Here is a 24,950-nt window from a genome sequence, read left to right on the forward strand (position 1 = left end):
TCATGAACAAATGTGACATGGTTGATGACGAAGAGCTACTTGAGCTAGTTGAGATGGAAGTTCGTGAACTTCTTTCTGAATACGACTTCCCAGGTGATGACCTACCAGTTATCCAAGGTTCTGCACTTGGCGCACTAAACGGCGAGAAGCAGTGGGAAGACAAGATCGTTGAGCTTGCAGAAGCACTAGATTCTTACATTCCTGAGCCAGAGCGTGCAGTTGACCAACCGTTCCTACTACCAATTGAAGATGTATTCTCAATCCAAGGTCGTGGTACTGTTGTAACTGGTCGTATCGAGCGCGGTATCCTACGTGTAGGTGACGAAGTAGAAATCGTTGGTATCAAAGAGACTACTCTTACTACTTGTACTGGTGTTGAAATGTTCCGTAAACTGCTTGACGAAGGTCGTGCAGGTGAGAACGTTGGTGCACTTCTACGTGGTACTAAGCGTGATGACGTTGAACGTGGTCAAGTACTTTCTGCGAAAGGTTCTATCAACCCACACACTAAGTTTGAGTCTGAAGTATACGTACTTTCTAAAGACGAAGGCGGCCGTCACACTCCTTTCTTCAAAGGTTACCGTCCACAGTTCTACTTCCGTACAACTGACGTAACAGGCGACATCACTCTACCAGAAGGCGTAGAAATGGTAATGCCAGGTGACAACGTTCAAATGACTGTTGAGCTAATCGCTCCAATCGCAATGGACGAAGGTCTACGTTTCGCAATCCGCGAAGGTGGCCGTACAGTTGGTGCTGGTGTTGTAGCTAAAATCTTCGCTTAATAGCATTTAGATTTTGCACACTCTTCATTGGAAGAGCACGCATCTGAAAAAGGGGAGCTTCGGCTTCCCTTTTGTTTTCTCTAAAGAAATATCACCTTCCATCTATCTTCTTCTCTCTCGATACAAAACCAACTTCCAATAAATTCCGATTATTTTTCCAACACTACTTGCATACTAAAGTGTGATCTGTATAATGCATCGCACTGGCTAACGCTGGTTGTGAACCAATGAGCACTGAGGAGTAGGTCTTACCTAGTAATGTATACTCAGCTTATGTTCGCGGTTAATAAAAATAGTAAACTTTTTGTTTGCTTCAAAAGTTAACTGACAATGCGTCCTAATTTTGGATGCTACGGTTTCACATAAATCAATCGGCATTCTCTCGTTTTATCGGGTTTGAGTGGCGATATTGTTTGTGTAATTTTTAATAATTGGAGCTCTGTCTCATGCAGAACCAACGTATTCGTATCCGCCTTAAAGCGTTTGATTACAAGCTAATCGATGCTTCAACTGCGGAAATCGTTGAAACAGCAAAACGTACTGGCGCACAGGTTCGTGGTCCTATTCCACTTCCTACTCGTAAAGAGCGTTTCACTGTTCTTACCTCTCCACACGTCAACAAAGATGCACGTGATCAGTACGAAATCCGTACTCACAAGCGTTTGATCGACATCGTTGAGCCAACAGATAAAACTGTTGATGCTCTAATGCGTCTTGATCTTGCAGCTGGCGTTGATGTTCAAATCAGCCTAGGTTAAGGGAGATAAGAATAATGATTGGTCTAGTCGGACGTAAAGTGGGTATGACCCGCGTATTTACTGAAGAAGGCGTTTCTATCCCAGTAACTGTTGTTGAGGTTGAAGCGAACCGTATTTCTCAAGTTAAAACTCTTGAGACAGACGGCTACGCAGCAATCCAAGTAACTACTGGTGCTAAGAAAGCTAACCGTGTAACTAAACCTGAAGCTGGTCACTTCGCGAAAGCGGGTGTAGAAGCAGGTCGCGGTCTTTGGGAATTCCGTTTAGAAAACGGCGAAGAGTTTGAAGTTGGCGCTGAGCTAAACGTAGAACTTTTCAACGAAATTAAAAAAGTAGACGTTACTGGTACATCTAAAGGTAAAGGCTTCCAAGGCGCTATCAAGCGTTGGAACTTCTCTACTCAAGATATGACTCACGGTAACTCTTTGTCTCACCGCGCACCGGGTTCAATTGGCCAATGTCAAACTCCAGGCCGCGTGTTTAAAGGCAAGAAAATGGCAGGTCACATGGGTGCTGAGCGTGTAACGACTCAAAACCTAGAGATCGTACGTGTTGACGCTGAGCGCAATCTACTCCTTATTAAAGGTGCAGTACCGGGCTCAACAGGCGGAAACGTGATCGTAAAACCTGCTGTTAAAGCATAACGTCTAGGAGTAAGTAATGGAATTGATGGTTAAAGGTGCTGATGCACTAACTGTTTCCGAGACTACTTTCGGACGTGACTTCAACGAAGCTCTTGTACACCAAGTAGTTGTTGCATATGCAGCAGGTGCTCGTCAAGGTACTCGTGCTCAAAAGACTCGTTCTGAAGTATCTGGCGGTGGCGCTAAGCCATGGCGTCAAAAAGGTACTGGCCGCGCACGTGCTGGTACAATTCGTAGCCCAATCTGGCGTACAGGTGGTGTTACTTTTGCTGCGAAACCACAAGATCACAGCCAAAAAGTAAACAAAAAAATGTACCGCGGTGCTATGAAGAGCATTCTTTCTGAGCTAGTTCGTCAAGAGCGTTTAATCGTTGTTGATAACTTCTCTGTAGAAGCACCAAAAACAAAAGAACTTGTAGCTAAGCTTAAAGAGCTTGAGCTAAGCGACGTTCTGATTGTGACTGGCGAAGTAGATGAAAATCTATTCTTAGCTGCTCGTAACCTATACAAAGTAGATGCACGTGATGTTGCTGGTGTTGATCCAGTATCACTAATCGCTTTCGACAAGGTTCTAATGACTGCTGACGCAGTTAAGCAAGTTGAGGAGATGCTAGCATGATCACTGAAGAGCGTATCTTAAAAGTTCTACGTGCTCCGCACATCTCTGAAAAAGCAACTATGGCAGCTGAGAAAGCGAACACTATCGTTTTCAAAGTAGCTAAAGATGCAACTAAGAAAGAGATCAAAGCAGCTGTAGAAAAGCTATTTGAAGTTGAAGTTAAGTCTGTAAATACTCTTGTATTAAAGGGTAAGACCAAACGTCAAGGTATGCGTGAAGGCCGTCGTTCAGACGTGAAAAAAGCCTACGTTACTTTGAAAGAAGGTCAAGATCTTGACTTCGTTGGCGGCGCGGAATAACAGGAGTAGTAAAAATGGCTATTGTTAAATGTAAGCCGACTTCCCCTGGTCGTCGTCACGTCGTTAAAGTTGTTAACGCTGACCTACACAAGGGTAAGCCATACGCACCACTTCTAGAGAAAAACTCTAAGAACGGTGGTCGTAACAACAACGGTCGTATTACAGTACGTCACATCGGTGGTGGTCATAAGCACCATTACCGTGTAATTGACTTCAAACGTACTAAAGATGGCATCCCAGCGAAAGTTGAGCGTCTAGAATACGATCCAAACCGTAGTGCTAACATCGCTCTAGTTCTGTACGCAGACGGTGAGCGTCGTTACATCATTGCACCTAAAGGTGTTAACGCAGGCGACCAGATTCAATCTGGCGTAGATGCTGCAATCAAAGCAGGTAACACTCTGCCGATGCGCAACATCCCAGTAGGTTCTACTGTACACTGTGTTGAACTTAAGCCTGGTAAAGGTGCTCAACTAGCTCGTTCGGCTGGTGCTTATGCTCAAATCATCGCTCGCGATGGTGCATACGTAACTATCCGTCTACGTTCTGGTGAGATGCGCAAAGTACTTTCTGAAGGTCGTGCAACGATCGGTGAAGTTGGTAACTCTGAGCATATGCTACGTGAACTTGGTAAAGCTGGTGCTTCACGCTGGCGCGGCGTACGTCCAACCGTACGTGGTGTAGTAATGAACCCGGTGGATCACCCACATGGTGGTGGTGAAGGCCGCACATCTGGTGGTCGTCACCCAGTTTCTCCTTGGGGCGTTCCTACTAAGGGCTTCAAGACTCGTAAGAACAAGCGCACTGACAAGTACATCGTACGTCGTCGCACTAAATAATTTATAAAGAGGAATCGCCATGCCACGTTCTCTCAAGAAAGGTCCTTTTATTGACCTACACTTGCTGAAGAAGGTAGAGAAAGCGGTGGAAAGCGGAGACAAAAAGCCTATTAAGACTTGGTCCCGTCGCTCAATGATCATCCCAACAATGATTGGTTTGACCATCGCTGTCCATAATGGTCGTCAGCACGTTCCAGTTTTCGTTACCGAAGAAATGATCGGTCACAAACTGGGCGAATTTGCACCAACTCGTACTTATCGCGGTCATGCTGCAGATAAGAAAGCTAAGAAGAAATAAGGAGTAGATGATGGAAGCTTTAGCTAAACATAACTTTGCTCGTATTTCTCCACAGAAAGCTCGCTTAGTTGCAGACCAAATTCGCGGTAAGTCGGTAGACCAAGCTCTAGAAATTCTAACTTTCAGCAACAAAAAAGCTGCTGTATTAGTTAAGAAGGTTCTTGAGTCAGCTATCGCTAACGCGGAACATAACGAAGGTGCAGATATCGACGATCTAAATGTCGCTAAAATCTTCGTAGATGAGGGCCCTATCATGAAGCGTATTATGCCTCGTGCTAAAGGTCGTGCGGATCGTATCTTGAAGCGTTCAAGCCACATCACTATTGTTGTAGCAGATCGCTAAAGACTAGGAGAGTAAGCAATGGGTCAGAAAGTACATCCTAATGGTATTCGTCTTGGCATCGTTAAGCCTTGGAATGCTACATGGTTTGCTAATACCAACGAATTCGCTGACAACCTAGACGGCGACTTCAAGGTACGTCAGTTCCTTACAAAGGAACTACAAAAAGCATCATTATCTCGTATCGTTATCGAGCGTCCAGCTAAGAGCATCCGTGTGACTATTCACACTGCTCGTCCTGGCGTTGTTATCGGTAAGAAAGGTGAAGACGTAGAGAAGCTACGCGCAGCTGTAGCTAAAATCGCAGGTGTACCAGCGCAAATTAATATCGCTGAAGTACGTAAACCTGAGCTAGATGGTCAGCTTGTAGCTGATAGCATCGCGTCTCAACTAGAGCGTCGTGTTATGTTCCGTCGTGCAATGAAGCGTGCGGTACAAAATGCTATGCGTCTAGGCGCTAAAGGCATCAAAGTACAAGTAGGCGGCCGTCTTGGCGGTGCTGAAATCGCACGTTCTGAGTGGTACCGTGAAGGCCGTGTGCCTCTACACACTCTACGTGCAGACATTGATTACGCAACTTCTTCGGCTCACACTCAATACGGTGTGATCGGCATTAAAGTTTGGATCTTCAAAGGTGAGATTCTAGGCGGTATGCCAGCTGCTAACGCAGTAGAGCCAAAAGGCGATAAGCCTAAGAAGCAGCGTAAAGGCCGTAAGTAAGGAGTCGAACGATGCTACAACCAAAACGTACTAAGTTCCGCAAGGTTATGACTGGTCGTAACCGTGGTCTAGCTAAAGGTACTGAAGTAAGCTTCGGCGAATTCGGTCTTAAAGCTGTTGGCCGTGGTCGTCTGACTGCACGTCAAATCGAAGCGGCACGTCGTGCTATGACACGTCACATTAAGCGTCAAGGTCAAATCTGGATCCGTGTATTCCCAGACAAGCCGATTACTGAAAAGCCTCTTGAAGTTCGTCAAGGTAAAGGTAAAGGTTCAGTTGCGTACTGGGTTGCTCAAATCCAACCAGGCAAAGTTATGTACGAGATGAATGGCGTACCTGAAGAGTTGGCACGTGAAGCGTTCCGCCTAGCGGCACGTAAACTGCCTGTTAAAACTACTTTTGTAACTAAGCAGGTGATGTGATGAAAGCACAAGATCTACGCGAAAAGAACGTTGAAGAGCTTAACGCTGAGCTATTGAATTTGCTACGTGAACAGTTCAACTTGCGCATGCAAGCTGCAACTGGTCAACTACAGCAAACTCATACTCTAAAAGCTGTACGCCGTGACATCGCACGTGTGAAAACTGTTTTGACTGAAAAGGCAGGCGCATAATGAGCGAAACTAACCGCATCCAGCAAGGCCGTGTAGTAAGCGACAAGATGGACAAGTCTATCGTTGTTGCTATTGAACGCACTGTAAAACACCCAATTTACGGTAAATTCATCAAACGCACGACTAAAGTACACGCACACGACGAAGACAACACTTGTGGCCTAGGCGACAAAGTTGAAATCGCTGAGTGTCGTCCTCTGTCTAAGACTAAGTCTTGGACATTGGTTAAAGTTCTAGAAAAAGCGAAGATTTAATCTTTGTAATTCTATAACTTATAAGCGGCTCCAAATAATTTTTTGGAGCCGCTTGTTTTTTGTCTACCCAATTTAAAAAAAGGGTGGTACAATTCGCGTCCCTTTTAAAGAGGCAGCCCGACCCGAGAGGGTCTAGTTTTAATATTTAGCGGAGCACTAACAATGATCCAGATGCAAAGTACACTTGACGCAGCAGATAACTCTGGCGCGCGCAAGGTAATGTGTATTAAGGTTCTGGGTGGCTCTCACCGCCGTTATGCACATATCGGTGACGTCATCAAGGTTACAGTGAAGGAAGCGATTCCTCGCGGTAAAGTAAAAAAAGGTGATGTTCTGAAGGCGGTAGTAGTGCGCACCCGTAAAGGCGTTCGTCGCCCAGACGGTTCTGTCATTCGCTTCGACAGTAATGCTTGTGTATTGTTAAATGACACTACTGAGCAACCAGTCGGCACACGTATCTTTGGTCCTGTGACTCGTGAACTTCGTAACGCGAAATTCATGAAGATTGTATCACTAGCACCTGAAGTTCTGTAAGGAGCGGCAATATGGCAGCTAAAATCCGTCGTAATGACGAAGTAATCATTCTTGCTGGTAAAGATAAAGGCAAGAAAGGTAAAGTAACTAAGGTTCTGACAACTGGTAAAGTTATCGTTGAAGGCATCAACCTTGTTAAGAAACACCAAAAGCCGGTTCCGGCTCTAGGTCAACAAGGTGGCATCGTTGAACAAGAAGCAGCTATTGATGCTTCTAACGTTGCTGTTTTTAACGCGGCTACTGGTAAAGCAGACCGTATCGGTTTCCGTATCGAAGATGGCAAGAAAGTTCGTTTCTTCAAATCTAACGGCGAAACTGTTTCTAACTAATTAGAAGTAATTTGGAGTTCTACTATGGCGAAACTGCATGATTACTACAAGTCGTCTGTAGTCGCTGAGCTTACCAAAGAGTTCAGCTACACAAGCGTCATGCAAGTCCCTAGGATTGAGAAAATCACCCTAAACATGGGCGTTGGTGAAGCAATCAACGATAAGAAACTGCTAGAAAACGCAGCAGCTGATATGGCAACGATCTCTGGTCAAAAGCCACTTATCACTAAAGCGCGTAAATCTGTAGCTGGTTTCAAAATTCGTGAAGGCTACCCAATTGGTTGTAAAGTAACCTTGCGTGGTGAGCGCATGTGGGAATTTTTAGAGCGTTTAATCTCTATCGCACTTCCACGTGTACGTGATTTCCGTGGTGTTAGCGCTAAGTCTTTTGACGGTCGCGGTAACTACAGCATGGGCGTTCGCGAGCAAATCATCTTTCCGGAAATCGACTACGATAAAGTCGATCGTGTCCGCGGTCTTGATATCACTATCACGACTTCTGCGGGTTCCGATGAGGAAGGCCGAGCTCTGCTGGCTGCCTTTAACTTCCCATTCCGTAAGTAAGGGTAGGGTTACTGTTATGGCTAAACAATCAATGAAAGCACGTGAAGCTAAACGTGCAAAACTAGTAGCTAAGTTCGCTGAAAAGCGTTCTGCGCTAAAAGTTATCATTAGCGATGTAAACGCATCTGAAGAAGATCGTTGGAATGCGGTTCTTAAACTGCAATCTCTTCCACGTGATTCAAGTGCATCACGTCAGCGCAACCGTTGCAACCAAACTGGTCGTCCACACGGTTACCTACGTAAATTCGGTCTAAGCCGCATTAAGGTTCGTGAAGCTTGCATGAAAGGCGAGATTCCGGGTCTTCGTAAGGCTAGCTGGTAATTGCCACTTAATCATTTGGAGTAAATCTTATGAGCATGCAAGATCCGATTTCGGATATGCTGACCCGAGTTCGTAACGGTCAGGCAGCAAACAAAGTTGCTGTAAAAATGCCTTCTTCAAAGCTTAAAGTTGCAATTGCTGCATTACTTAAAGCTGAAGGTTACATCGTAGACTTCGCTGTTAACAGCGAAGCAAAACCTGAGCTAGAAGTTACTCTTAAGTACTTCCAAGCTAAACCTGTAATCGAGCAAATCAAGCGTGTATCACGTCCTGGTCTAAGAGTTTATAAAAATAAAGACTCTTTACCTACAGTGATGGGTGGTCTTGGTATTGCAGTTGTTTCTACTTCCAAGGGTCTGATGTCTGACCGTGCTGCTCGTAAAGCAGGTCTTGGCGGTGAAATCATCTGTTACGTAGCTTAAGGAGTAGATTATGTCTCGTGTTGCTAAAGCACCTGTCGCTATTCCAGCTGGCGTAGAGGTGAAACTAAACGGCCAAGAAGTTACTGTAAAAGGTAGCAAAGGTGAGCTTACTCGCGTTCTTAACAGCGCCGTAGTTATTGCACAGGAAGAAACCAACCTAACTTTCGGTCCGAAAGAAGGTGTTACTAACGCATGGGCACAAGCTGGTACAGCTCGCGCTCTAGTTAATAACATGGTTGTGGGTGTTACTGAGGGCTTCACTAAGAAGCTAACTCTTAAGGGTGTTGGTTACCGTGCTGCTATGAAAGGCAACTCTGTAGCTCTAACTCTTGGTTTTTCTCACCCAGTAGAGCACGCTCTACCTGAAGGTATTAAAGCTGAGTGCCCTAGCCAAACTGAGATCATCATTACTGGTTGCGATAAGCAAGTAGTAGGTCAAGTTGCGGCTGACATTCGTTCTTACCGTGCTCCTGAGCCTTACAAAGGCAAAGGTGTTCGTTACGCAGATGAAAATGTGCGTACTAAAGAAGCTAAGAAGAAGTAAGGTATCACTATGGATAAGAAAGCATCTCGCATCCGTCGTGCTACACGTGCACGTCGTAAGATTGCAGAACTTGGTGCAACTCGCCTGGTAGTACACCGTACTCCTCGCCATGTTTACGCACAAGTTATCGCGGCAAACGGCTCTGAGGTTATCGCAGCTGCTTCTACTGTAGAAAAAGCGATCCGTGAGCAAGTTAAGAACACTGGTAACGTTGATGCAGCTAAAGCAGTTGGTAAAGCTGTTGCTGAGCGCGCTCTTGAAAAAGGCGTAGCTTCAGTTGCATTTGATCGTTCTGGTTTCCAATACCACGGTCGAGTAGCGGCGCTAGCAGAATCTGCTCGCGAAGCTGGTCTGAAATTCTAAGGTAGGGTTGGAAGATGGCTAAAGAACAACAACAAGCTAATGATTTGCAAGAAAAGCTGATCGCAGTTAACCGTGTATCTAAGACGGTTAAAGGTGGTCGAATCATGAGCTTTACTGCACTAACAGTAGTTGGTGACGGTAACGGTCGCGTAGGTTTCGGTTACGGCAAAGCTCGTGAAGTACCTGCTGCGATTCAAAAAGCAATGGAAAAAGCGCGCCGTAACATGGTTACAGTATCGCTTAACGAAGGCACTCTTCACCACCCGGTGAAAGGTCGTCATTCGGGCTCTAAAGTTTACATGCAGCCAGCTGCAGAAGGTACAGGTGTTATTGCCGGTGGTGCAATGCGTGCTGTACTTGAAGTTGCGGGCGTACATAACGTACTTTCTAAAGCATACGGTTCAACGAACCCGATCAACATCGTTCGTGCAACGATTGGTGCTCTAGTAGACGTTAAGTCACCAGAAATGGTTGCTGCTAAACGTGGTCTAACTGTTGAATCTATTTCGGAGTAAGCACACGATGGCAACTATTAAAGTAACTCAAACTAAAAGCTCAATTGGTCGCCTACCTAAGCACAAAGCGTGTCTTAAAGGTCTAGGTCTTCGTCGCATCAACCATACAGTAGAACTTGAAGATACTCCGTGCGTACGCGGTATGATCAACAAGGTTTACTACATGGTTAAGATTGAGGAGTAATCAGAATGCGTTTGAATACTCTATCACCGGCTGCTGGCTCTAAACCTTCTAAGAAGCGTGTAGGTCGTGGTATCGGTTCTGGCCTTGGTAAAACAGGTGGCCGCGGTCACAAAGGTCAAAAGTCACGTTCTGGCGGCTCTGTTCGTCCAGGTTTTGAAGGCGGTCAAATGCCTCTAAAACAACGTCTACCTAAATTCGGTTTCACTTCTCGTAAGAGCCTAGTGTCTGCTGAAGTTCGTCTAGCTGAGCTAGCGAAAGTAACAGGTGACGTAGTTGATCTTAACAGCCTTAAAGCTGCTAACGTTATCACTAAGAACATCGAATTTGTTAAGATCGTTCTTTCTGGTGACCTAAGCAAAGCTGTGACTGTTAAAGGTCTACGCGTGACTAAAGGCGCTAAAGCTGCAATCGAAGCTGCAGGCGGTAAAATCGAGGAATAATCTCGAGGAACGAGGTACAGATGGCTAAGAAACCAGGACAAGATTTTCGTAGTGCTCAGAGCGGCTTAAGTGAACTAAAGTCGCGCTTATTATTCGTAATTGGTGCACTTTTAGTATTCCGAGCCGGCTCTTTTGTGCCGATCCCTGGTATTGACGCAGCTGTACTTGCCGATTTGTTCGATCAGCAAAAAGGTACCATCGTTGAAATGTTTAACATGTTCTCCGGTGGTGCTCTTGAGCGTGCATCTATATTAGCATTGGGTATCATGCCGTACATTTCGGCATCGATCGTAGTCCAATTGCTAACTGTAGTTCATCCAGCGTTAGCGGAACTCAAGAAAGAGGGTGAAGCAGGCCGTCGTAAGATAAGCCAATATACACGCTACGGCACGCTTGTACTTGCAACATTCCAAGCTATTGGTATCGCAACAGGCTTACCAAACATGGTCGACAATCTGGTTGTTATCAACCAAACCATGTTTACGCTTATTGCTACCGTGAGTTTAGTAACTGGTACCATGTTCTTAATGTGGTTAGGTGAACAAATCACTGAGCGAGGAATCGGTAATGGTATTTCCATTCTGATTTTTGCAGGTATTGTTGCTGGATTGCCTTCTGCAATCGGTCAAACAATCGAGCAAGCGCGTCAAGGTGAATTGCATGTGCTTCTTCTGCTGTTGATTGCTGTATTGTCTTTTGCTGTTATTTACTTCGTAGTTTTCATGGAGCGTGGTCAACGTCGTATCGTCGTTAACTATGCGAAACGTCAACAAGGTCGTAAAGTTTTTGCAGCACAAAGCTCTCACTTGCCTCTTAAGATTAATATGGCAGGTGTTATTCCAGCGATTTTTGCATCGAGTATTATTTTGTTCCCAGGAACATTAGCACAGTGGTTTGGTCAAAATGGTGAAAGCAGCGCGTTCGGTTGGTTAACTGACGTGTCATTAGCTCTTAGCCCAGGTCAACCTTTGTATGTAATGCTTTATGCAGCAGCTATAATCTTCTTCTGTTTCTTCTATACAGCGTTGGTGTTTAACCCACGTGAAACAGCTGATAACTTGAAGAAGTCTGGTGCATTCGTACCCGGTATCCGCCCAGGTGAGCAGACAGCGAAATATATCGATAAAGTGATGACTAGACTAACCCTTGCGGGCGCTCTATACATTACTTTTATATGTCTGATTCCTGAGTTCATGATGGTCGCGTGGAACGTTCGTTTCTACTTCGGCGGCACATCACTACTAATCGTAGTGGTAGTTATCATGGATTTCATGGCACAGGTACAGACTCATCTGATGTCACAACAGTATGATTCTGTGTTAAAGAAAGCGAATCTGAAAGGTTACGGCCGTTAATTCGGTGGTAATTATTTCGATTCCATTTACGGAGTTTAGCAATGAAAGTTCGTGCTTCCGTTAAAAAAATCTGCCGTAACTGTAAAGTTATCAAGCGTAACGGTGTCGTTCGCGTGATTTGCAGTGAGCCAAAGCATAAGCAACGCCAAGGCTAATTAGCAGAAATTTTTACTTGAAATACAAGGTAGAGTCGAGTATATTCCTCGGCCTACCTTTTGCGTGCAAAAGAAGTAGTATGCCGCAGCGTATCCATAACGGGCTTTGCTGCGGATAATTCTTTTATGAACCCCTTAGGAGTGAATAATGGCCCGTATAGCCGGCATTAACATTCCTGATCATAAGCATTCTGTAATTGCACTTACTGCAATCTACGGTATCGGTAAAACTCGCTCTCAAGCTATTCTAGCTGAAGTGGGTATTGCTGAAGATGCTAAGATCAGTGAACTAACTGAAGAGCAGATCGATCAACTGCGTGATGGTGTAGCTAAGTACACTGTAGAAGGTGATCTACGTCGTGAAGTATCGATGAACATCAAGCGTCTTATGGACCTTGGCTGTTACCGCGGTCTTCGTCATCGTCGCAGTCTACCACTACGTGGACAGCGTACTAAAACCAACGCTCGCACCCGTAAGGGTCCGCGCAAGCCGATCAAGAAATAGTCGGATAAGGTAGAGTACAATGGCAAAACAACCAACTCGCGCGCGTAAGCGCGTACGCAAGCAAGTAGCTGATGGCGTAGCGCACATTCATGCTTCTTTCAACAACACAATCGTAACTATCACTGACCGTCAAGGCAACGCTCTTGCATGGGCTACAGCAGGTGGTTCAGGTTTCCGTGGTTCTCGTAAATCTACTCCGTTCGCAGCACAAGTTGCAGCTGAGCGTTGTGGTGAAATGGCTAAAGAATATGGCCTAAAGAACTTGGAAGTTATGGTTAAGGGTCCAGGTCCAGGTCGCGAATCTACTGTTCGTGCACTGAACGCTGCTGGTTTCCGTATCACTAACATTGTTGATGCGACACCAATCCCTCATAACGGTTGTCGTCCACCTAAGAAACGTCGCGTTTAAGTTTCGTTTCTAGGAATATTGGAGAAAGATCATGGCAAGATATTTGGGTCCTAAGCTGAAGCTTAGCCGTCGCGAAGGTACTGACTTATTCCTTAAGTCTGGTGTCCGTGCGATCGATACCAAGTGTAAAATTGATAACGCACCAGGTGTACACGGCGCTCGTCGCGGTCGTCTATCTGAGTATGGCGTTCAGCTTCGTGAGAAGCAAAAAGTTCGTCGTATCTACGGCGTTCTAGAAAAACAATTCCGCAACTACTACAAAGAAGCTGCACGTCTTAAAGGCAACACAGGTGCAAACCTGCTTCAGCTTCTTGAAGGTCGTCTTGATAACGTAGTTTACCGTATGGGCTTTGGCGCTACTCGTGCTGAATCTCGTCAACTAGTTAGCCACAAGTCTATCCTAGTTAACGGTAAAGTTGTAAACGTTCCTTCTTTCAAAGTAGCGGCAAACGACGTTGTTTCTATCCGCGAGAAAGCTAAACAGCAATCTCGTATTAAAGCGGCTCTAGAAGTTGCTGAACAACGTGAAAAGCCAACTTGGATTGAAGTAGATGCTGGCAAAATGGAAGGTACATTCAAGCGTATGCCTGAGCGTTCTGACCTATCAGCTGACATCAATGAACACTTGATCGTCGAACTTTACTCTAAGTAAGGTTAAAAAAAGAGAGGACACAATGCAGGGTTCTGTAACAGAATTTCTTAAGCCGCGTCTTGTTGACATTGAACAGATCAATACGACACACGCGAAAGTAACTCTTGAGCCATTAGAGCGCGGTTTCGGCCACACTCTAGGTAATGCTCTTCGCCGCATTCTTCTATCTTCTATGCCGGGTTGTGCCGTAACAGAAGTTGAAATTGAAGGTGTGCTACACGAATACAGCACTAAAGAAGGCGTTCAGGAAGATATCCTGGAAATCCTTCTAAACCTTAAAGGTTTGGCTGTACGCGTTGCTGAAGGCAAAGATGAAGTGTTTATTACACTGAACAAATCAGGCTCAGGCCCTGTTGTTGCAGGTGACATCACCCACGATGGTGATGTAGAGATCGCTAACCCTGAGCACGTAATTTGTCACCTAACGGATGACAATGCTGAGATCGCTATGCGTATCAAAGTAGAACGTGGTCGTGGTTACGTTCCAGCTTCAGCTCGCATCCATACTGAAGAAGATGAGCGTCCTATCGGTCGTCTACTAGTTGACGCTACTTACAGCCCGGTTGATAAAATCGCTTACGCTGTAGAAGCGGCACGTGTAGAGCAACGTACTGATTTAGACAAGCTTGTTATCGATATGGAAACGAACGGTACTCTAGAACCTGAGGAAGCAATCCGTCGTGCAGCTACTATTTTAGCTGAACAACTGGATGCGTTCGTAGATCTTCGTGATGTACGTGTACCTGAGGAGAAGGAAGAGAAGCCAGAATTCGATCCTATCCTACTACGTCCTGTAGACGATCTTGAACTAACAGTTCGCTCTGCTAACTGTTTGAAAGCAGAAGCGATTCACTACATCGGTGATCTTGTACAGCGCACTGAGGTTGAGCTACTTAAAACGCCAAACCTTGGTAAGAAATCTCTTACAGAGATTAAAGATGTGCTTGCTTCACGTGGTCTTTCTCTAGGCATGCGTCTAGAAAACTGGCCACCAGCGTCAATCGCTGAAGATTAATCGAAAAGTTAGAAGGATTAGGTCATGCGCCATCGTAAAAGTGGTCGTCAACTCAACCGCAACAGCAGTCATCGCAAAGCGATGTTCAGCAACATGGCTAGCTCTCTTGTTCGTCACGAAGTTATTAAAACTACCGTGCCTAAAGCAAAAGAACTACGTCGCGTAATTGAGCCATTGATTACCCTAGCTAAGACAGACAGTGTTGCTAACCGTCGTCTTGCATTTGCTCGCACTCGTGATAACGAAGTTGTAGCAAAACTATTTAATGAACTAGGCCCGCGTTTCGCGGATCGCCAAGGTGGTTACACTCGCATTCTTAAATGTGGTTTCCGTACTGGTGATAAAGCTCCAATGGCTTACATTGAGCTTGTAGACCGCCCAGCTGCTGAAGAAGCTGCTGAGTAATCTATACTAGATTCTTAATACAAAAGCCGAGCATTAGCTCGGCTTTTTTGTATCTGTCGAATAAGGAATAGATATTAGAAATTGCACCATGATGTTTGGCATTTTTGCTTGTCTTATCTGCTCCATTTTTCAACAATATCTCATCTCATCTCATCTCATCTCATCTCATCTCATCTCATCTCATCTCAAATATCTTTTCTTCCACGCATAAAAAAGAGCACCGAAGTGCCCTTATCAAATTCTTAAGCTAGCTATTAATAACTAACGGTTATTGCCATATAGCTGCAAGTGAATCCATCAAGCCGCTTGTTGCGCCTTGAGATTGCAGTGTTTGCAGAATGATTGGTGCAAACGTTGATACCATCGATGGATCCATACCTAAACTAGAAAAGGCACTTTCAACTGCGCCTTGTGAGTTTAGTAGTGATGATAGCCCCGTAGACTCAAGAGTCGACATGCCAGGAATCAGCGTTGTAAGTTCTTTGTTGTCAGCAGTGCCAAGAGAGTTTTGAGCAAGAGCCAACATTGAACCGATACCACCAATAGCTTGATCGCTGGTAACAGAAGCTTGGTCGGCAACGGTATCTGCAAGCGGCGTTGTTTCGTTTTGTTGAGACCACATATTCACTGCTGCCATTAGTGCAGTTTGGGATAGTTGGGAATAGTTAGTATCTGATGATGAACTGGTTTGTTCAGAGTCACTAGTGCTAGCGCAAGAGACAACAGCAAGGCTGCTTAAAACTGTGATGAGTACTTTCTTCATTATTCGTCCTTAAGTAATAAAGTAATTTACTCTTTCACTATAAACGAAAAACGGCGATGTAGTCACATCGCCGTTGGATTATTTCAATTTTATTTGCCTATAGTATTTTGTTTTACTATAGGTTTTTATAAAAATTAAAGAATTGCTAGAAGTTCTACTTCAAATACTAGAGCAGCAAATGGTGGGATTGCAGCACCTGCGCCACGCTCACCGTATGCTAGATCTTGAGGGATGTATAGCTTCCACTTAGAACCAACAGGCATCATTTGTAGAGCTTGTACCCAACCTTGAATTACGCCAGTTACTGGGAACTCAGCAGGTTGACCGCGAGATACAGAGCTGTCGAAAACAGTACCGTCAGTTAGTTCGCCGTGGTAGTGAACACGTACTTGCTTGTCTGCAGTTGGGATTTCGCCAGTACCTTCAGTTAGTACTTCGTACTGAAGACCAGACTCAAGAACCGTTACTTCTGAACGAAGAGCGTTGTCAGCTAGGAAAGCTTCGCCGTCAGCAGCAGCAGCTTTAGCTAGTTCTTGACGTGCAGCTTCACCACGAGTGTGTAGCTCTTGTAGTGCGTTGTTGATTTCGTCAACTTCGATAGCTGGCATGTCGCCAACTAGAGCTGTTGCGATACCAGCAGCGATTGCGTCAACGTTTAGGCCTTCAAGACCAGAACCAGCAAGTTGTTGGCCCATTTGTAGACCGATACCGTAGCTAGCTTTTTGCTCTACAGTTTCAAATTTTACTTCAGACATGAAAAGTCACTCTTTTTGTCAGTACGAAAAGGGTAAGAATACCAGTATTAGCAGCGTGAAGAAACGGCTAGCCTCTGATCACTTGCGCTTTACCGTGCCCAAATCACAGCCATGTCAATTTTCTCGCTTTGAGCCTTGTTGTGACGGAAAGATCTATACTGTTGGTACTTTGGTTTTTATACTGTAGTTATTCAATGTATAGGACGCAGTGGTATGAATCGTCGTCAAAAGAAAAAACAGAAAGTTGACCACTTAGCAGAATTCAAGGATCGACTGAATCAGGTCAAAGAGAAATTGAGTTCGATCGATGTGAAGAAAATGAAAACCTCGACAGCGCAAACTTGGGGCTCATTGCCGAAGTTACACCAAAGACTGTTGATGGTGATTTCTCCGATCGTACTGATATTACTTTTTGTGCCGCTACCAGAACCTAAAGTAGACGTTGCACCAACAACATCGCGCGTTGAGCTAGAGATAAACACCGTTGGCTTAAGCGAACAGCAAAATGCCAAGAGCAGTTCATCAGAAACGAGCAACAACAACTGGCAGGAGTACCTCGTAAAGCAAGGGGATACGTTAGCACAGGTTTTTCGAAACAACGACTTACCGTTGTCAGACTTGAATGCGCTAGTGCGTATTGAAGGCTCAGACAAACCACTAAGTCAGATTCGTAAAGGCCAGTTAGTTCGATTCAAACTGGCCGAGACCGGGCAGCTAGACATTCTTCAGTTAGAAAAAGGCAACACTTCGGTGATGTTCTTCCGCTTGTCTGATGGCGGCTTTGGCCGTAGTAAATAAGTGCCTGCTTGAGTTATGAACTCAACAGCATGATAGAAAAGAGCTAAGCATTGGCTCTTTTTTTTGGTCGCTTGAAAGGGGCGAGTGGCAAGATGATCAGCATAATACCGATAAAGGTTAATGTATCTGGAATCTCATCGAACCAAATGGCGCCAATTAGCGCGACAAACACCAAGCCTGAATATTCTGCCAAGGCGATTTGGCTTGAGTGTGCTTTTTGGTAGGCAGAAACCGCAAGGCCGTTATAGCTTAAGATTAACGTTGCACTTAGTGCTATGTACCCCAAGTGCTCGACAGACACAGGTTGCCAGTATAAGAAGCACAGTATAAATGATGCAGGAATAGAGAATAAGGTTGTCCACCACAGTGTCGTGACTACAGATTGCTCACTAGGGAGTTTTCGTACCAATACATTGAATAGTGCGAGTGTCAGCGCTGTACCCAAAGCAAACAGTGCTGCCCAATGAAATTGTGATGGCCTTAAGACAATAAGGGCACCGATGAAACCTATGGTCGTGGCGATGACCTTGCCGAGTGCTGGTTGCTCTTTCAATAACAACATAGAGAGCGGCAACATCAATAAAGGCGCGACATAAAATACAGCGTTGGCGGTTGCCAAAGACAAGTGAGTGATCGCGACCAGCATACACCCACTACCAATTAGAATTAATTGACCTCGAATGAAGGTTACTTTGGCTTGCTGTAAGCGTCGTTGTTCTTTTTTCTGCTGTAACCACAGTGGGGTGATGATCAGAAGAGATATCAACTGTCGGAAAAAAATATATTGAAGAGGCGGTACCTCGCCATTCAATAGCTTTACTGCTACATCGGAAAGCGAGGCAAACAAATTACCTGCAACCAACAATAGAATACCGGCAGTGATATTCGTCATTATTTTTCTAATCTCATATCTACATGAGGAATGTCATCTTCGAGGTACATATGCGAGATGGTCTTGAAGCCGTGGCTCGCATAGAACTTCTCTAGGTGCTGCTGCGCCCCAATATCAATAGTCGTACTCGGCCAAAGAGACTCACAGTGTGCTAACGCCTCTTTGATCAATTGATGCCCTAAACCATCGCCTCTTGCTGATTGCTTAGTTGCCACTCGGCCGATGCTGGTGTTGTCATAACTCGTGCCTGGCGGCAACAATCGCGCACACGCCACTAACTCCTCATCTGCGTAACCAAGAAGGTGGTGAACACCAGCGAGTGTGTCTTTACCGTCAAGTTCTGGATAAGGGCAGGTTTGCTCAACCACAAATACATCTACTCGCAGTTTAAGTAGTTGATAAAGCTGATGTGTTGAAAGTTCAGAGAAAGGAATTGAGTGCCAAGTGATCATGTTTACGTCCAGAGATTATCGATGCTCTGAATGTACTATGCGCGATGAATGTTGGCATTAACTATTGTTAATTCGACCTTTAATTCTGCTCAAGCTTATCGCGGTTATTCCTAAATAAGCGGCAATTTGATTGTCGTTGAGGCGCTGTTCAAGGTCTGGATAGTGTTCGCAGAAAAGCTGGTAACGTTGCTCAGGGGTATAAAGCAGCATGAAGCGTTCTTTGTTTTCCTTATGCATCAGTTGTGTTTCTAACAGCTTTAAATACAAAGGGTTATTCGATGCACGCCACTCGATTACCGCATTCATTGGCAGTTCTAACATTGTGATGGGTGTTAGTGTTTCAAGCAGATACGGGGAAGCTTGGTTTTTTATCAGACTCTCAAAACCGATGATCCAATCTTGTTCCCAGTAGAACTCTTTGCTGTATTGCTTACCATCATCAGTGAGGTAGCAAGCATGGCACAAGCCTTCAAGTACGAAGTAGATTGAGCCAGCCATCTCACCTTGGTTAATAAGGATGTGTCTGGTCGGTAGCTCAAGTGGCTTGGCGACAGCGACTAGAGATTCAATCTGACTTTCTGAGAAGTCGAAGCTTTGCAGTTGTTCGATAAAAGAGGTGTGCATGAAAATAACCTAACCCAAATAAGTGCCGAAATCATCGCACTTATTTGAGTGTAGGTACAGTTCGGGCTAAATCAGCGTCGAGCGTGTTGCTCTAGGTAGTTTTGAGCGAGTTCTCTACCCATGTATTTACCTAAGGTCTTCAAAGGTACCTTCTTAAGGTTCACGACAATCAAACCATCTAAGGCATCATTAAATGATGGGTCGACGTTAAAGCAAACCAGTTTCCCGTTCATCCCTAGGTATTGGCGCAATAATACCGGTAAGCCTTTTCCTTGTTCCATCCGTGCTAATACTTTTGAAAGTAGGGGCACACTCGCCAGTGACGACAATAGATGATTTTGCCAGAACACATGACTACTGGTATTGAGTGGTGAAGAAGGGGAAACCAGATTCGCTTTTTCTTCATCGTAGTGGTGAATTGATAAAGTGGTCGCGATCAACAGGCGTGCATTGTGGCTGTAATCATTACTGATACTGACCGGGCCAAATAGGTGGGTGTATTGAGGATGACGAGACACAAAGGTTGCGATACCTTTCCATAGCAATAACAGTGAGTTAAGGCTCTTTTGGTAAGGCTTGCTCACGACAGAACGGCCAAGTTCAATGCTGTTGTCTAACGTATCGATAAACTCTTGGTTATAGTTAAACAGACTGCGGGAATAGAGTTGGTCCAACCCGTGCTCTGCGATTAACTTGTCGACCATACCCAGTCGATAAGCGCCGACCAATTCTGCCTTAGTTTTGTTCCACACAAACAGTTGGTGGTAGTAAAGGTCGTACTCATCTAAATCACAAGCAAGCCCACTGCCTTCTCCAACTTCACGGAAGCTCTCTTCTCTGACTCGACCAATCTCACGCATTAAGTTTGGAATAGATTGGCTTGGCGTGCAGTAGACCTCGAAGTCGCCTTGTTCGAGCAGCTTCATCTCTTCAGGGAGTGAGCCTACCTCTATTGCCAATACTTCTGGTGATATTGGCGCTATCACTTGAGTATCGAAAGAGGGCGCGTGGATTGGTGTATTCGTACTATCTTGTTGACTCATTAGGTAGGTATTAAGTCGTAGGTAGTTGACGATATCCATCTCTTTTTCAAATGATTTTATCTCTGAATACGGAATCGATGAGCCAATCGAGATAGAGATAGTTGTCGCTTGTTTATTAAGAAGTTCACGCCCGAGTAGAGCGGTTCTCAACAGTGGATGTACACGACCCGCTTGGTAGAAAAGCTCACTGTTTTTTCCATTGATAAAGATAGGAACCGTAGTGGCTTGATGACGTTTAACGAACTTCGCGACTGATTTGCTCCATTCGATATCAGTTAGTGTTTTAGCCCCTTTGCGGTAACTTGAGACTTCCCCTGCAGGGAACACGATCAATAGCCCGCCGTCGGCTAGGTGACGATTGGCATCACGAATGGCTTTGGCATTGGTGCGCTTCGATTCTTTACTATTAAAGACATCAACACCTATGAAAAGGTCATCCAGTTCAGGCAGTCGCTTGAGTAACTCATTCGCTAATACTTTCACATCCTTTCTTACCGATCCTACGAGATCAGCAAGGATCACACCTTCAATGGCGCCAAGTGGGTGGTTCGCCACAATCACGACTGGTCCTTCTTCCGGGATGTATTCCGTGCTTCCCGATGCAACCGAGTAGTCGATATTGAGCGCCGATAGGGTGTAATTCATGAATTCAAAGCTAGATAACTCGTTTTTTCGATCTTGGTAGAGTCGATCTAGCTTAGATAGCCCAGTTGCCCACTCGACAACAGACTCACCTAAACCAAAAGGCGTGTAACGTGGTAAACGAAAAGGACTATCAATCATAATGAAGCTACCTTATTGACTAAAGTTGTTTAGGAAACCGTCTTGATTCTTGAAATCTTTCACACTTAAAAACGCACCGCATAACCAAACTAGGCATGCCATGCCAAACAATAACCCGCCGTCGTAACCGACAATTTCACCCGCTGCATTGAACTCAGGCATTTGAATACCTAATGGCGTAAATAGGTGGAAGAATATTGCGCCACTCATGATCCCCACACTCATAATGGCGCCAAGGCCATGCCAACGAGTGAATAGTAGAATGGCCGCTATTAATTCAGCGAATCCAATCAAGTAGCCGCCAAACGAACCGAACCAGCTTAAGCCTGACCATGTTGCTAGCGTGCCAAAGATATGCTCTGTCTCGTACGAGCCGGTGAACTTAAAGAACAGCGACTGAATAAACACAAAAGCGATAAATGCTGCTGGGAGATGTTTAGCAGGAGTGAATGTCATGGTTATTCCCTTACTTAATCAGCTGCGGCCAAGCTTTATCGGCTTGTTGAATATGCTGTGCACGGTCTTGCTCCCAAGTGGCTTGAATCTCTTGGTCGTAGTTAAGATAAAGTTTGTCATCAACTATGGTCCAGTACTGTGGATCGCCTGGTGCGAAGTCGTTTTTGGCAGAAACGGCCCATGCGCAATAACCACCATATTGAGGGGCATATTTTTCAGGATTATTAACAAATAAAGTCAGATTCTTTTCAGAAGAGAAATACCAGTCCGCGCCTTTGTACTCTGTGCTGAACTTCTTGCTCCCTTCAACAGGCTTTCCAGAAGTGAAGTATGCGACGGTATCGTAGCCATCGAGTGCCTTACTGCTAAAGAAGCCGGTATAGATTTCATCGGCAGCAAATACGTACGGGCTAACAAGTAGCATGACCATGGTGATTAGTTTTCTCATGATGGACTCCATCTATAGATTGATTGCGGGTGACAAATCGAAGGTAAAGCGCTGTTGATTTATCTGGCATGGGTTTATTGGTTCGCAAGGTGAGCCGGGTGCATAAAATATAGAGGCTTGACCGTGCAGATTACGTAAATGGGTAAAGCTGACTGTGTGTGCATCTTCACGATGCATACAGGTTGCTAAATGGGGCTGTTCACTGTGATGGTGAGAATGAAACTTGAGTAAGCTCTGTTGATTCTTACCTGTTGCCATAAGCTGATCGTATTTTGCTTGTCGGTAAGCTTGCACTCGCTCTAAATCAACCCCGGATGAGAACAGTGGTGAGTCGGTTTCCACTATTTTCTGTTGAATGCCATCCCACATGTAGGCAATCACCAAACCATTGTGTTGAGTTAGGTTCGGTGCGAAAGCCAGCAAGGTAAACGGGGCAAAAGAGTGGAGGTCGAGCTTATGAAACGCTTCAGAGAGCTGACTGATATTACGACTTGAGGATAGGTTCTTAAGTAACAAACCACGGCTGACCAAAGGACCAACTGGAACAAGGCCTTGATAGTTATTGAGTAGGCATAGCGAAAGCCCGAACTCATTAATGCTTATCCAGCTACCACCGCCAGTTGGGTCGAGTGGCATGATGATATCGACACCGTTAACTCGGTACTGCTTAGGTGGCATTGCTAATGCTCGGGTCTTTTGCTCATCACGATTAAAAAAGACCTGATAGCCATTTTCTTCAAGCAACCAAGATACTGAACACATAGTTATTGCTCCCTCAGATAGCTACTGGTGGTTGGGGCATAACCAAAGGTGTTGCAGGTTTCAATGTCTAGGAAGGTGGTGATCACCTTGATCATCGCGTAATGATGATTGGCATGCAGCGCCGCAAAAGTCACTTCTCTTTCTAGCGTAGAAGGTAGGCTTGCAAATACTTGAACATCCATCGAAACCTCGGTTTGGATCATGATAGGCGCTTCGAGATCGTTGCGGTCTAATCGTTCAAGCCAGTTGATCACATAGTGGATCTCTTTTACTGCGATTGAACGATCGTATTCGACCGGATGACCACGGCGACGAGTGTTGTAATCAACGGTCGCGTTCTCTTTTAAAATCAGCGCATGAAAAAGATCGAGCGTGTGGCGAGTGTGCTCACCAATAGAGCTTGTGACGTGCGGCTTCGCTCGTGTCAGATAGTCGCTGTCAGAAATCGCTAATAGAAACTCTAAACCCTGATTCAATATTTCTACCGCTCCCTTGATACTAGGAGAGAAAGAAGTGAGGGCGCTCGGTTGGGCTGTGGGGTTCATTCATGATCCTCGTACAAAGTTAATCGGTGGTCGGATATTGTTGAACAAGACGTCGCTCTTCTTGCCACGCGTTAAACAGGCTCTTAAAAGAAGGAGGTTGATGGCCTCTTTGTTTCTGTTGAGCGCCAATATCAAAAAGAATGCGGTATTGAAGAAGTAGTGTGGAAAATATCTCTCGCAGTGGTGTGTTGCGATCCCAGATGTGCCCAGCTTCACTGCTTGCACCATTGACCTCAAGGATCGTGAAATCCTCACCTCTCATTAGGCTGTGCATGTCCTTAAACTTGACGTCGAGTCGACCAAAATGAAAACCGTCGAAGTCGTCGAATATCTCATCTAAACGTTCGGTTAAAGCTTGAGTAATGTATTGATTGCCGTCTCGGAAGATACAGCCACGGCTATGGCTACCCGCGAACGCAAGTTGGAACTCTTCGCCCTCTGCGAGCACTTGAGCCAACTTATCTTCATGCCTCGGCAGGTATAGGTGACTGAGCTGTCCTGCACGCGGACTGTTCTCGATTAACTGTTTGAGTGTCGAGGTTCCATCTCCAATCACCATTGGCGAATATTTGAGAGTGATCGAGATGATCTCGCCTTGTTTTCTGTTCGGGTAACGAATATAGAAAACACCAGCCTCGGCTTGATAAGGCGCCTTTTCTTGCAGAAGAAAGCGAGCATTATTTGGGAAAGATTCAATATATTGCTCAAGTTGATCTTGGTTGTTGATCAGCTTTACGCCAACACCTCGACAGCCAAGATCCGGCTTTGCCACGATAGGGAAATCAAGATCTGATTGTATGAGTGCGCTGCGTGCATCTTCAGCTTGTTTCTTACTACTAAGATCGGTTTTGGTTAAAGTGATAAATGGAGAGATCCAACGCTTGCTCGACGATCCGGCAAGGCTCAGTATCTCGTGTTTCGATTCGCCGACCATACCACTGAGTTTAATGCTCGGGTTGGCGATGAGTGGTAGCGCCCAATCAAAGTGCCGTAACCCTTGCATCAGGCTTTGAATCACTACTGGAGTGTAGAAGAACCACGTCGGAAGAAATTCATAAGGAGAGACACTGCGCACGGTATCTTTTTCAAGCAGGGGCATGCCGGCATTAATTTGATGTGCTGGAATGATGTGAATATCTTGCGGTGAACTCATGATAATCCTCTAGAGTAGGTTTTATTCATTAATCGATTGCCGATTAGCAGCAAAGCGATGGCACACGGGATGACGATCCATTGATATTCAGAGGCTTGCAGCCACGCTGATGTCCCTAAATAGTAGATGGTAGAGAAGACAGCGCCAGTCCAGATCGCTGTTGCGCTAATAACGGCAAACAAGAAAGTAGGCAGTGGTATGGCGAAAAAACCACTTAAGGTAAAACCAACGGTACGAAGCCCCGGTATAAAGCGGATGACAAAAAGACTGCTGAATGCGTTTTGACGTAATTTGGTGCGAAGCGCTAGAAAGTATCGGTTGGTGAGGGCTTTGTAACGAACGCCTCGGAAATAACGGCCTGATTTCCCAAGGTAATAGAGGCCAAGATCACCTGTGGCAATGCCGATAAAAATCGCAAGTAACGCATATTGAGGTGGGATGAGCCCTTGAGTCGCTAAACCTGCCGCAGTAACGATGGCCAGATCTTCAAGTAGGTAAGAAAGCGCGACAATGCCAAGCATCAGCCATAGCAGCGACTCCTCCCCTGAATTTAACCATGCTTGAATGCTCTCGACGGTGCCCATCAAATGTCCT

The 24,950-nt window shown here is 45.2% G+C and carries 42 protein-coding genes; 30 read left to right on the top strand and 12 right to left on the bottom strand.

All coding sequences use genetic code 11. The features are described from left to right. The 29 genes from CWO08_RS18540 to rplQ form a co-directional block, all read left to right on the top strand. On the top strand, window positions 1-785 hold a 785-nt coding region (locus CWO08_RS18540; RefSeq protein ID WP_108020908.1), incomplete at its 5' end, for an elongation factor Tu. Between the two features lie 446 nt (window positions 786-1,231). Next, window positions 1,232-1,543 carry a 30S ribosomal protein S10 gene (gene rpsJ / locus CWO08_RS18545; protein WP_004736761.1) on the top strand — a complete coding sequence of 104 codons (312 nt, stop codon included), beginning with the start codon at window positions 1,232-1,234 and terminating at the stop codon, window positions 1,541-1,543. Between the two features lie 14 nt (window positions 1,544-1,557). Beyond that, the gene (rplC, locus tag CWO08_RS18550) at window positions 1,558-2,187 is read left to right on the top strand and encodes a 50S ribosomal protein L3 (protein WP_004736763.1); all 630 of its coding nucleotides are present in this window, start codon (window positions 1,558-1,560) and stop codon (window positions 2,185-2,187) included. A 16-nt stretch (window positions 2,188-2,203) separates the two neighbouring features. Beyond that, window positions 2,204-2,806: a 50S ribosomal protein L4 gene (gene rplD, locus CWO08_RS18555; RefSeq protein ID WP_004738803.1), complete on the top strand. Its 603-nt coding sequence runs from the start codon at window positions 2,204-2,206 to the stop codon at window positions 2,804-2,806. Further along, window positions 2,803-3,105 carry a 50S ribosomal protein L23 gene (gene rplW, locus CWO08_RS18560; protein WP_004736765.1) on the top strand — a complete coding sequence of 101 codons (303 nt, stop codon included), beginning with the start codon at window positions 2,803-2,805 and terminating at the stop codon, window positions 3,103-3,105. Before rplD ends, rplW begins: the two co-directional genes overlap by 4 nt. Window positions 3,106-3,119: 14 nt before the next feature. Further along, window positions 3,120-3,944 carry a 50S ribosomal protein L2 gene (gene rplB / locus CWO08_RS18565; protein ID WP_010435149.1) on the top strand — a complete coding sequence of 275 codons (825 nt, stop codon included), beginning with the start codon at window positions 3,120-3,122 and terminating at the stop codon, window positions 3,942-3,944. A gap of 19 nt (window positions 3,945-3,963) precedes the next feature. Continuing rightward, a complete protein-coding gene (gene rpsS, locus CWO08_RS18570) occupies window positions 3,964-4,242 on the top strand; it encodes a 30S ribosomal protein S19 (protein ID WP_004736729.1) in 279 nt (92 codons plus the stop codon). A 10-nt stretch (window positions 4,243-4,252) separates the two neighbouring features. After that, a complete protein-coding gene (rplV, locus tag CWO08_RS18575; protein ID WP_004736732.1) occupies window positions 4,253-4,585 on the top strand; it encodes a 50S ribosomal protein L22 in 333 nt (110 codons plus the stop codon). Between the two features lie 18 nt (window positions 4,586-4,603). After that, a complete protein-coding gene (gene rpsC / locus CWO08_RS18580; protein ID WP_004736734.1) occupies window positions 4,604-5,302 on the top strand; it encodes a 30S ribosomal protein S3 in 699 nt (232 codons plus the stop codon). An 11-nt stretch (window positions 5,303-5,313) separates the two neighbouring features. Next, the gene (gene rplP / locus CWO08_RS18585) at window positions 5,314-5,724 is read left to right on the top strand and encodes a 50S ribosomal protein L16 (RefSeq protein ID WP_004736736.1); all 411 of its coding nucleotides are present in this window, start codon (window positions 5,314-5,316) and stop codon (window positions 5,722-5,724) included. Beyond that, window positions 5,724-5,915, top strand: coding sequence for a 50S ribosomal protein L29 (gene rpmC / locus CWO08_RS18590; protein ID WP_004736737.1), 192 nt, complete (start codon window positions 5,724-5,726; stop codon window positions 5,913-5,915). The genes rplP and rpmC overlap by 1 nt, the downstream gene beginning before the upstream one ends. After that, window positions 5,915-6,169 (top strand): 30S ribosomal protein S17, encoded by a 255-nt coding sequence (gene rpsQ / locus CWO08_RS18595; protein WP_004736739.1) that lies wholly within the window; start codon window positions 5,915-5,917, stop codon window positions 6,167-6,169. Before rpmC ends, rpsQ begins: the two co-directional genes overlap by 1 nt. A 162-nt stretch (window positions 6,170-6,331) precedes the next feature. Continuing rightward, window positions 6,332-6,703: a 50S ribosomal protein L14 gene (rplN, locus tag CWO08_RS18600; protein WP_004736740.1), complete on the top strand. Its 372-nt coding sequence runs from the start codon at window positions 6,332-6,334 to the stop codon at window positions 6,701-6,703. 11 nt (window positions 6,704-6,714) lie between these two features. Continuing rightward, window positions 6,715-7,032 (top strand): 50S ribosomal protein L24, encoded by a 318-nt coding sequence (gene rplX / locus CWO08_RS18605; protein WP_004738792.1) that lies wholly within the window; start codon window positions 6,715-6,717, stop codon window positions 7,030-7,032. A 24-nt stretch (window positions 7,033-7,056) separates the two neighbouring features. Next, on the top strand, window positions 7,057-7,596 hold the full coding sequence (gene rplE / locus CWO08_RS18610; protein ID WP_004738790.1) for a 50S ribosomal protein L5: 540 nt from the start codon (window positions 7,057-7,059) through the stop codon (window positions 7,594-7,596). Window positions 7,597-7,612: 16 nt separating this feature from the next. Further along, window positions 7,613-7,918, top strand: a complete 306-nt coding sequence (gene rpsN, locus CWO08_RS18615) for a 30S ribosomal protein S14 (protein ID WP_004738789.1) — start codon at window positions 7,613-7,615, stop codon at window positions 7,916-7,918. Window positions 7,919-7,947: 29 nt separating this feature from the next. Further along, a complete protein-coding gene (rpsH, locus tag CWO08_RS18620; protein ID WP_017061309.1) occupies window positions 7,948-8,340 on the top strand; it encodes a 30S ribosomal protein S8 in 393 nt (130 codons plus the stop codon). A 10-nt stretch (window positions 8,341-8,350) separates the two neighbouring features. Beyond that, the gene (gene rplF, locus CWO08_RS18625) at window positions 8,351-8,884 is read left to right on the top strand and encodes a 50S ribosomal protein L6 (protein WP_017063712.1); all 534 of its coding nucleotides are present in this window, start codon (window positions 8,351-8,353) and stop codon (window positions 8,882-8,884) included. A gap of 9 nt (window positions 8,885-8,893) precedes the next feature. Beyond that, window positions 8,894-9,247: a 50S ribosomal protein L18 gene (gene rplR / locus CWO08_RS18630; RefSeq protein WP_004738784.1), complete on the top strand. Its 354-nt coding sequence runs from the start codon at window positions 8,894-8,896 to the stop codon at window positions 9,245-9,247. Between the two features lie 14 nt (window positions 9,248-9,261). Further along, window positions 9,262-9,762 carry a 30S ribosomal protein S5 gene (gene rpsE / locus CWO08_RS18635; protein WP_017061307.1) on the top strand — a complete coding sequence of 167 codons (501 nt, stop codon included), beginning with the start codon at window positions 9,262-9,264 and terminating at the stop codon, window positions 9,760-9,762. A 7-nt stretch (window positions 9,763-9,769) separates the two neighbouring features. After that, the gene (gene rpmD, locus CWO08_RS18640; RefSeq protein WP_004736756.1) at window positions 9,770-9,946 is read left to right on the top strand and encodes a 50S ribosomal protein L30; all 177 of its coding nucleotides are present in this window, start codon (window positions 9,770-9,772) and stop codon (window positions 9,944-9,946) included. Window positions 9,947-9,951: 5 nt separating this feature from the next. Next, window positions 9,952-10,386 (top strand): 50S ribosomal protein L15, encoded by a 435-nt coding sequence (gene rplO, locus CWO08_RS18645; RefSeq protein WP_004736758.1) that lies wholly within the window; start codon window positions 9,952-9,954, stop codon window positions 10,384-10,386. A gap of 20 nt (window positions 10,387-10,406) precedes the next feature. After that, entirely contained in the window at window positions 10,407-11,741 is a 1,335-nt protein-coding gene (gene secY / locus CWO08_RS18650) for a preprotein translocase subunit SecY (protein WP_004738781.1), read from the top strand. Window positions 11,742-11,782: 41 nt separating this feature from the next. Beyond that, a complete protein-coding gene (gene rpmJ / locus CWO08_RS18655) occupies window positions 11,783-11,896 on the top strand; it encodes a 50S ribosomal protein L36 (RefSeq protein WP_000868186.1) in 114 nt (37 codons plus the stop codon). Window positions 11,897-12,044: 148 nt separating this feature from the next. After that, on the top strand, window positions 12,045-12,401 hold the full coding sequence (gene rpsM / locus CWO08_RS18660; protein ID WP_004738779.1) for a 30S ribosomal protein S13: 357 nt from the start codon (window positions 12,045-12,047) through the stop codon (window positions 12,399-12,401). A 19-nt stretch (window positions 12,402-12,420) separates the two neighbouring features. Next, window positions 12,421-12,810: a 30S ribosomal protein S11 gene (rpsK, locus tag CWO08_RS18665; RefSeq protein ID WP_004738778.1), complete on the top strand. Its 390-nt coding sequence runs from the start codon at window positions 12,421-12,423 to the stop codon at window positions 12,808-12,810. A 31-nt stretch (window positions 12,811-12,841) separates the two neighbouring features. Next, entirely contained in the window at window positions 12,842-13,462 is a 621-nt protein-coding gene (rpsD, locus tag CWO08_RS18670) for a 30S ribosomal protein S4 (protein WP_004738777.1), read from the top strand. Between the two features lie 22 nt (window positions 13,463-13,484). Further along, the gene (locus CWO08_RS18675; protein ID WP_004729813.1) at window positions 13,485-14,477 is read left to right on the top strand and encodes a DNA-directed RNA polymerase subunit alpha; all 993 of its coding nucleotides are present in this window, start codon (window positions 13,485-13,487) and stop codon (window positions 14,475-14,477) included. Window positions 14,478-14,501: 24 nt separating this feature from the next. Further along, window positions 14,502-14,882, top strand: a complete 381-nt coding sequence (gene rplQ / locus CWO08_RS18680) for a 50S ribosomal protein L17 (protein ID WP_108020909.1) — start codon at window positions 14,502-14,504, stop codon at window positions 14,880-14,882. 268 nt (window positions 14,883-15,150) lie between these two features. Here the strand turns inward: rplQ and CWO08_RS18685 are convergent, their stop codons facing one another. Both CWO08_RS18685 and CWO08_RS18690 read right to left on the bottom strand, forming a co-directional pair. Beyond that, window positions 15,151-15,645, bottom strand: a complete 495-nt coding sequence (locus tag CWO08_RS18685) for a DUF2780 domain-containing protein (protein ID WP_019825468.1) — start codon at window positions 15,643-15,645, stop codon at window positions 15,151-15,153. 134 nt (window positions 15,646-15,779) lie between these two features. Further along, window positions 15,780-16,400 carry an FKBP-type peptidyl-prolyl cis-trans isomerase gene (locus CWO08_RS18690; RefSeq protein WP_008220519.1) on the bottom strand — a complete coding sequence of 207 codons (621 nt, stop codon included), beginning with the start codon at window positions 16,398-16,400 and terminating at the stop codon, window positions 15,780-15,782. 213 nt (window positions 16,401-16,613) lie between these two features. Between CWO08_RS18690 and CWO08_RS18695 the strand changes: the two genes are divergently transcribed. After that, a complete protein-coding gene (locus tag CWO08_RS18695) occupies window positions 16,614-17,198 on the top strand; it encodes a LysM-like peptidoglycan-binding domain-containing protein (RefSeq protein WP_102433635.1) in 585 nt (194 codons plus the stop codon). A 43-nt stretch (window positions 17,199-17,241) separates the two neighbouring features. Here the strand turns inward: CWO08_RS18695 and CWO08_RS18700 are convergent, their stop codons facing one another. The 10 genes from CWO08_RS18700 to CWO08_RS18745 form a co-directional block, all read right to left on the bottom strand. After that, window positions 17,242-18,090: a DMT family transporter gene (locus tag CWO08_RS18700; RefSeq protein ID WP_102433636.1), complete on the bottom strand. Its 849-nt coding sequence runs from the start codon at window positions 18,088-18,090 to the stop codon at window positions 17,242-17,244. Beyond that, window positions 18,090-18,542 (bottom strand): GNAT family N-acetyltransferase, encoded by a 453-nt coding sequence (locus CWO08_RS18705; RefSeq protein ID WP_048659301.1) that lies wholly within the window; start codon window positions 18,540-18,542, stop codon window positions 18,090-18,092. The genes CWO08_RS18700 and CWO08_RS18705 overlap by 1 nt, the downstream gene beginning before the upstream one ends. A gap of 57 nt (window positions 18,543-18,599) precedes the next feature. After that, window positions 18,600-19,166: a Crp/Fnr family transcriptional regulator gene (locus CWO08_RS18710; RefSeq protein WP_048659300.1), complete on the bottom strand. Its 567-nt coding sequence runs from the start codon at window positions 19,164-19,166 to the stop codon at window positions 18,600-18,602. Between the two features lie 71 nt (window positions 19,167-19,237). Continuing rightward, window positions 19,238-20,992, bottom strand: coding sequence for a lysophospholipid acyltransferase family protein (locus tag CWO08_RS18715; protein ID WP_102433637.1), 1,755 nt, complete (start codon window positions 20,990-20,992; stop codon window positions 19,238-19,240). A 12-nt stretch (window positions 20,993-21,004) separates the two neighbouring features. Further along, window positions 21,005-21,448: a hypothetical protein gene (locus CWO08_RS18720; RefSeq protein ID WP_055319933.1), complete on the bottom strand. Its 444-nt coding sequence runs from the start codon at window positions 21,446-21,448 to the stop codon at window positions 21,005-21,007. Window positions 21,449-21,458: 10 nt separating this feature from the next. Beyond that, window positions 21,459-21,896: a YHS domain-containing (seleno)protein gene (locus CWO08_RS18725; protein ID WP_102433638.1), complete on the bottom strand. Its 438-nt coding sequence runs from the start codon at window positions 21,894-21,896 to the stop codon at window positions 21,459-21,461. Window positions 21,897-21,908: 12 nt separating this feature from the next. After that, complete coding sequence (locus CWO08_RS18730) at window positions 21,909-22,658, bottom strand: NRDE family protein (RefSeq protein ID WP_102433639.1); 750 nt, start codon at window positions 22,656-22,658, stop codon at window positions 21,909-21,911. A 2-nt stretch (window positions 22,659-22,660) separates the two neighbouring features. Next, window positions 22,661-23,203, bottom strand: a complete 543-nt coding sequence (locus CWO08_RS18735) for a hypothetical protein (protein ID WP_102433640.1) — start codon at window positions 23,201-23,203, stop codon at window positions 22,661-22,663. A gap of 19 nt (window positions 23,204-23,222) precedes the next feature. Then, a complete protein-coding gene (locus tag CWO08_RS18740) occupies window positions 23,223-24,356 on the bottom strand; it encodes an ATP-grasp domain-containing protein (RefSeq protein ID WP_108020910.1) in 1,134 nt (377 codons plus the stop codon). Further along, the gene (locus CWO08_RS18745; RefSeq protein ID WP_102433642.1) at window positions 24,353-24,940 is read right to left on the bottom strand and encodes a DedA family protein; all 588 of its coding nucleotides are present in this window, start codon (window positions 24,938-24,940) and stop codon (window positions 24,353-24,355) included. Before CWO08_RS18745 ends, CWO08_RS18740 begins: the two co-directional genes overlap by 4 nt. Window positions 24,941-24,950: the final 10 nt, after the last annotated feature.

This window comes from Vibrio sp. 10N.286.48.B8 (genome assembly GCF_003050085.1).
Taxonomy (GTDB): domain Bacteria; phylum Pseudomonadota; class Gammaproteobacteria; order Enterobacterales; family Vibrionaceae; genus Vibrio; species Vibrio crassostreae.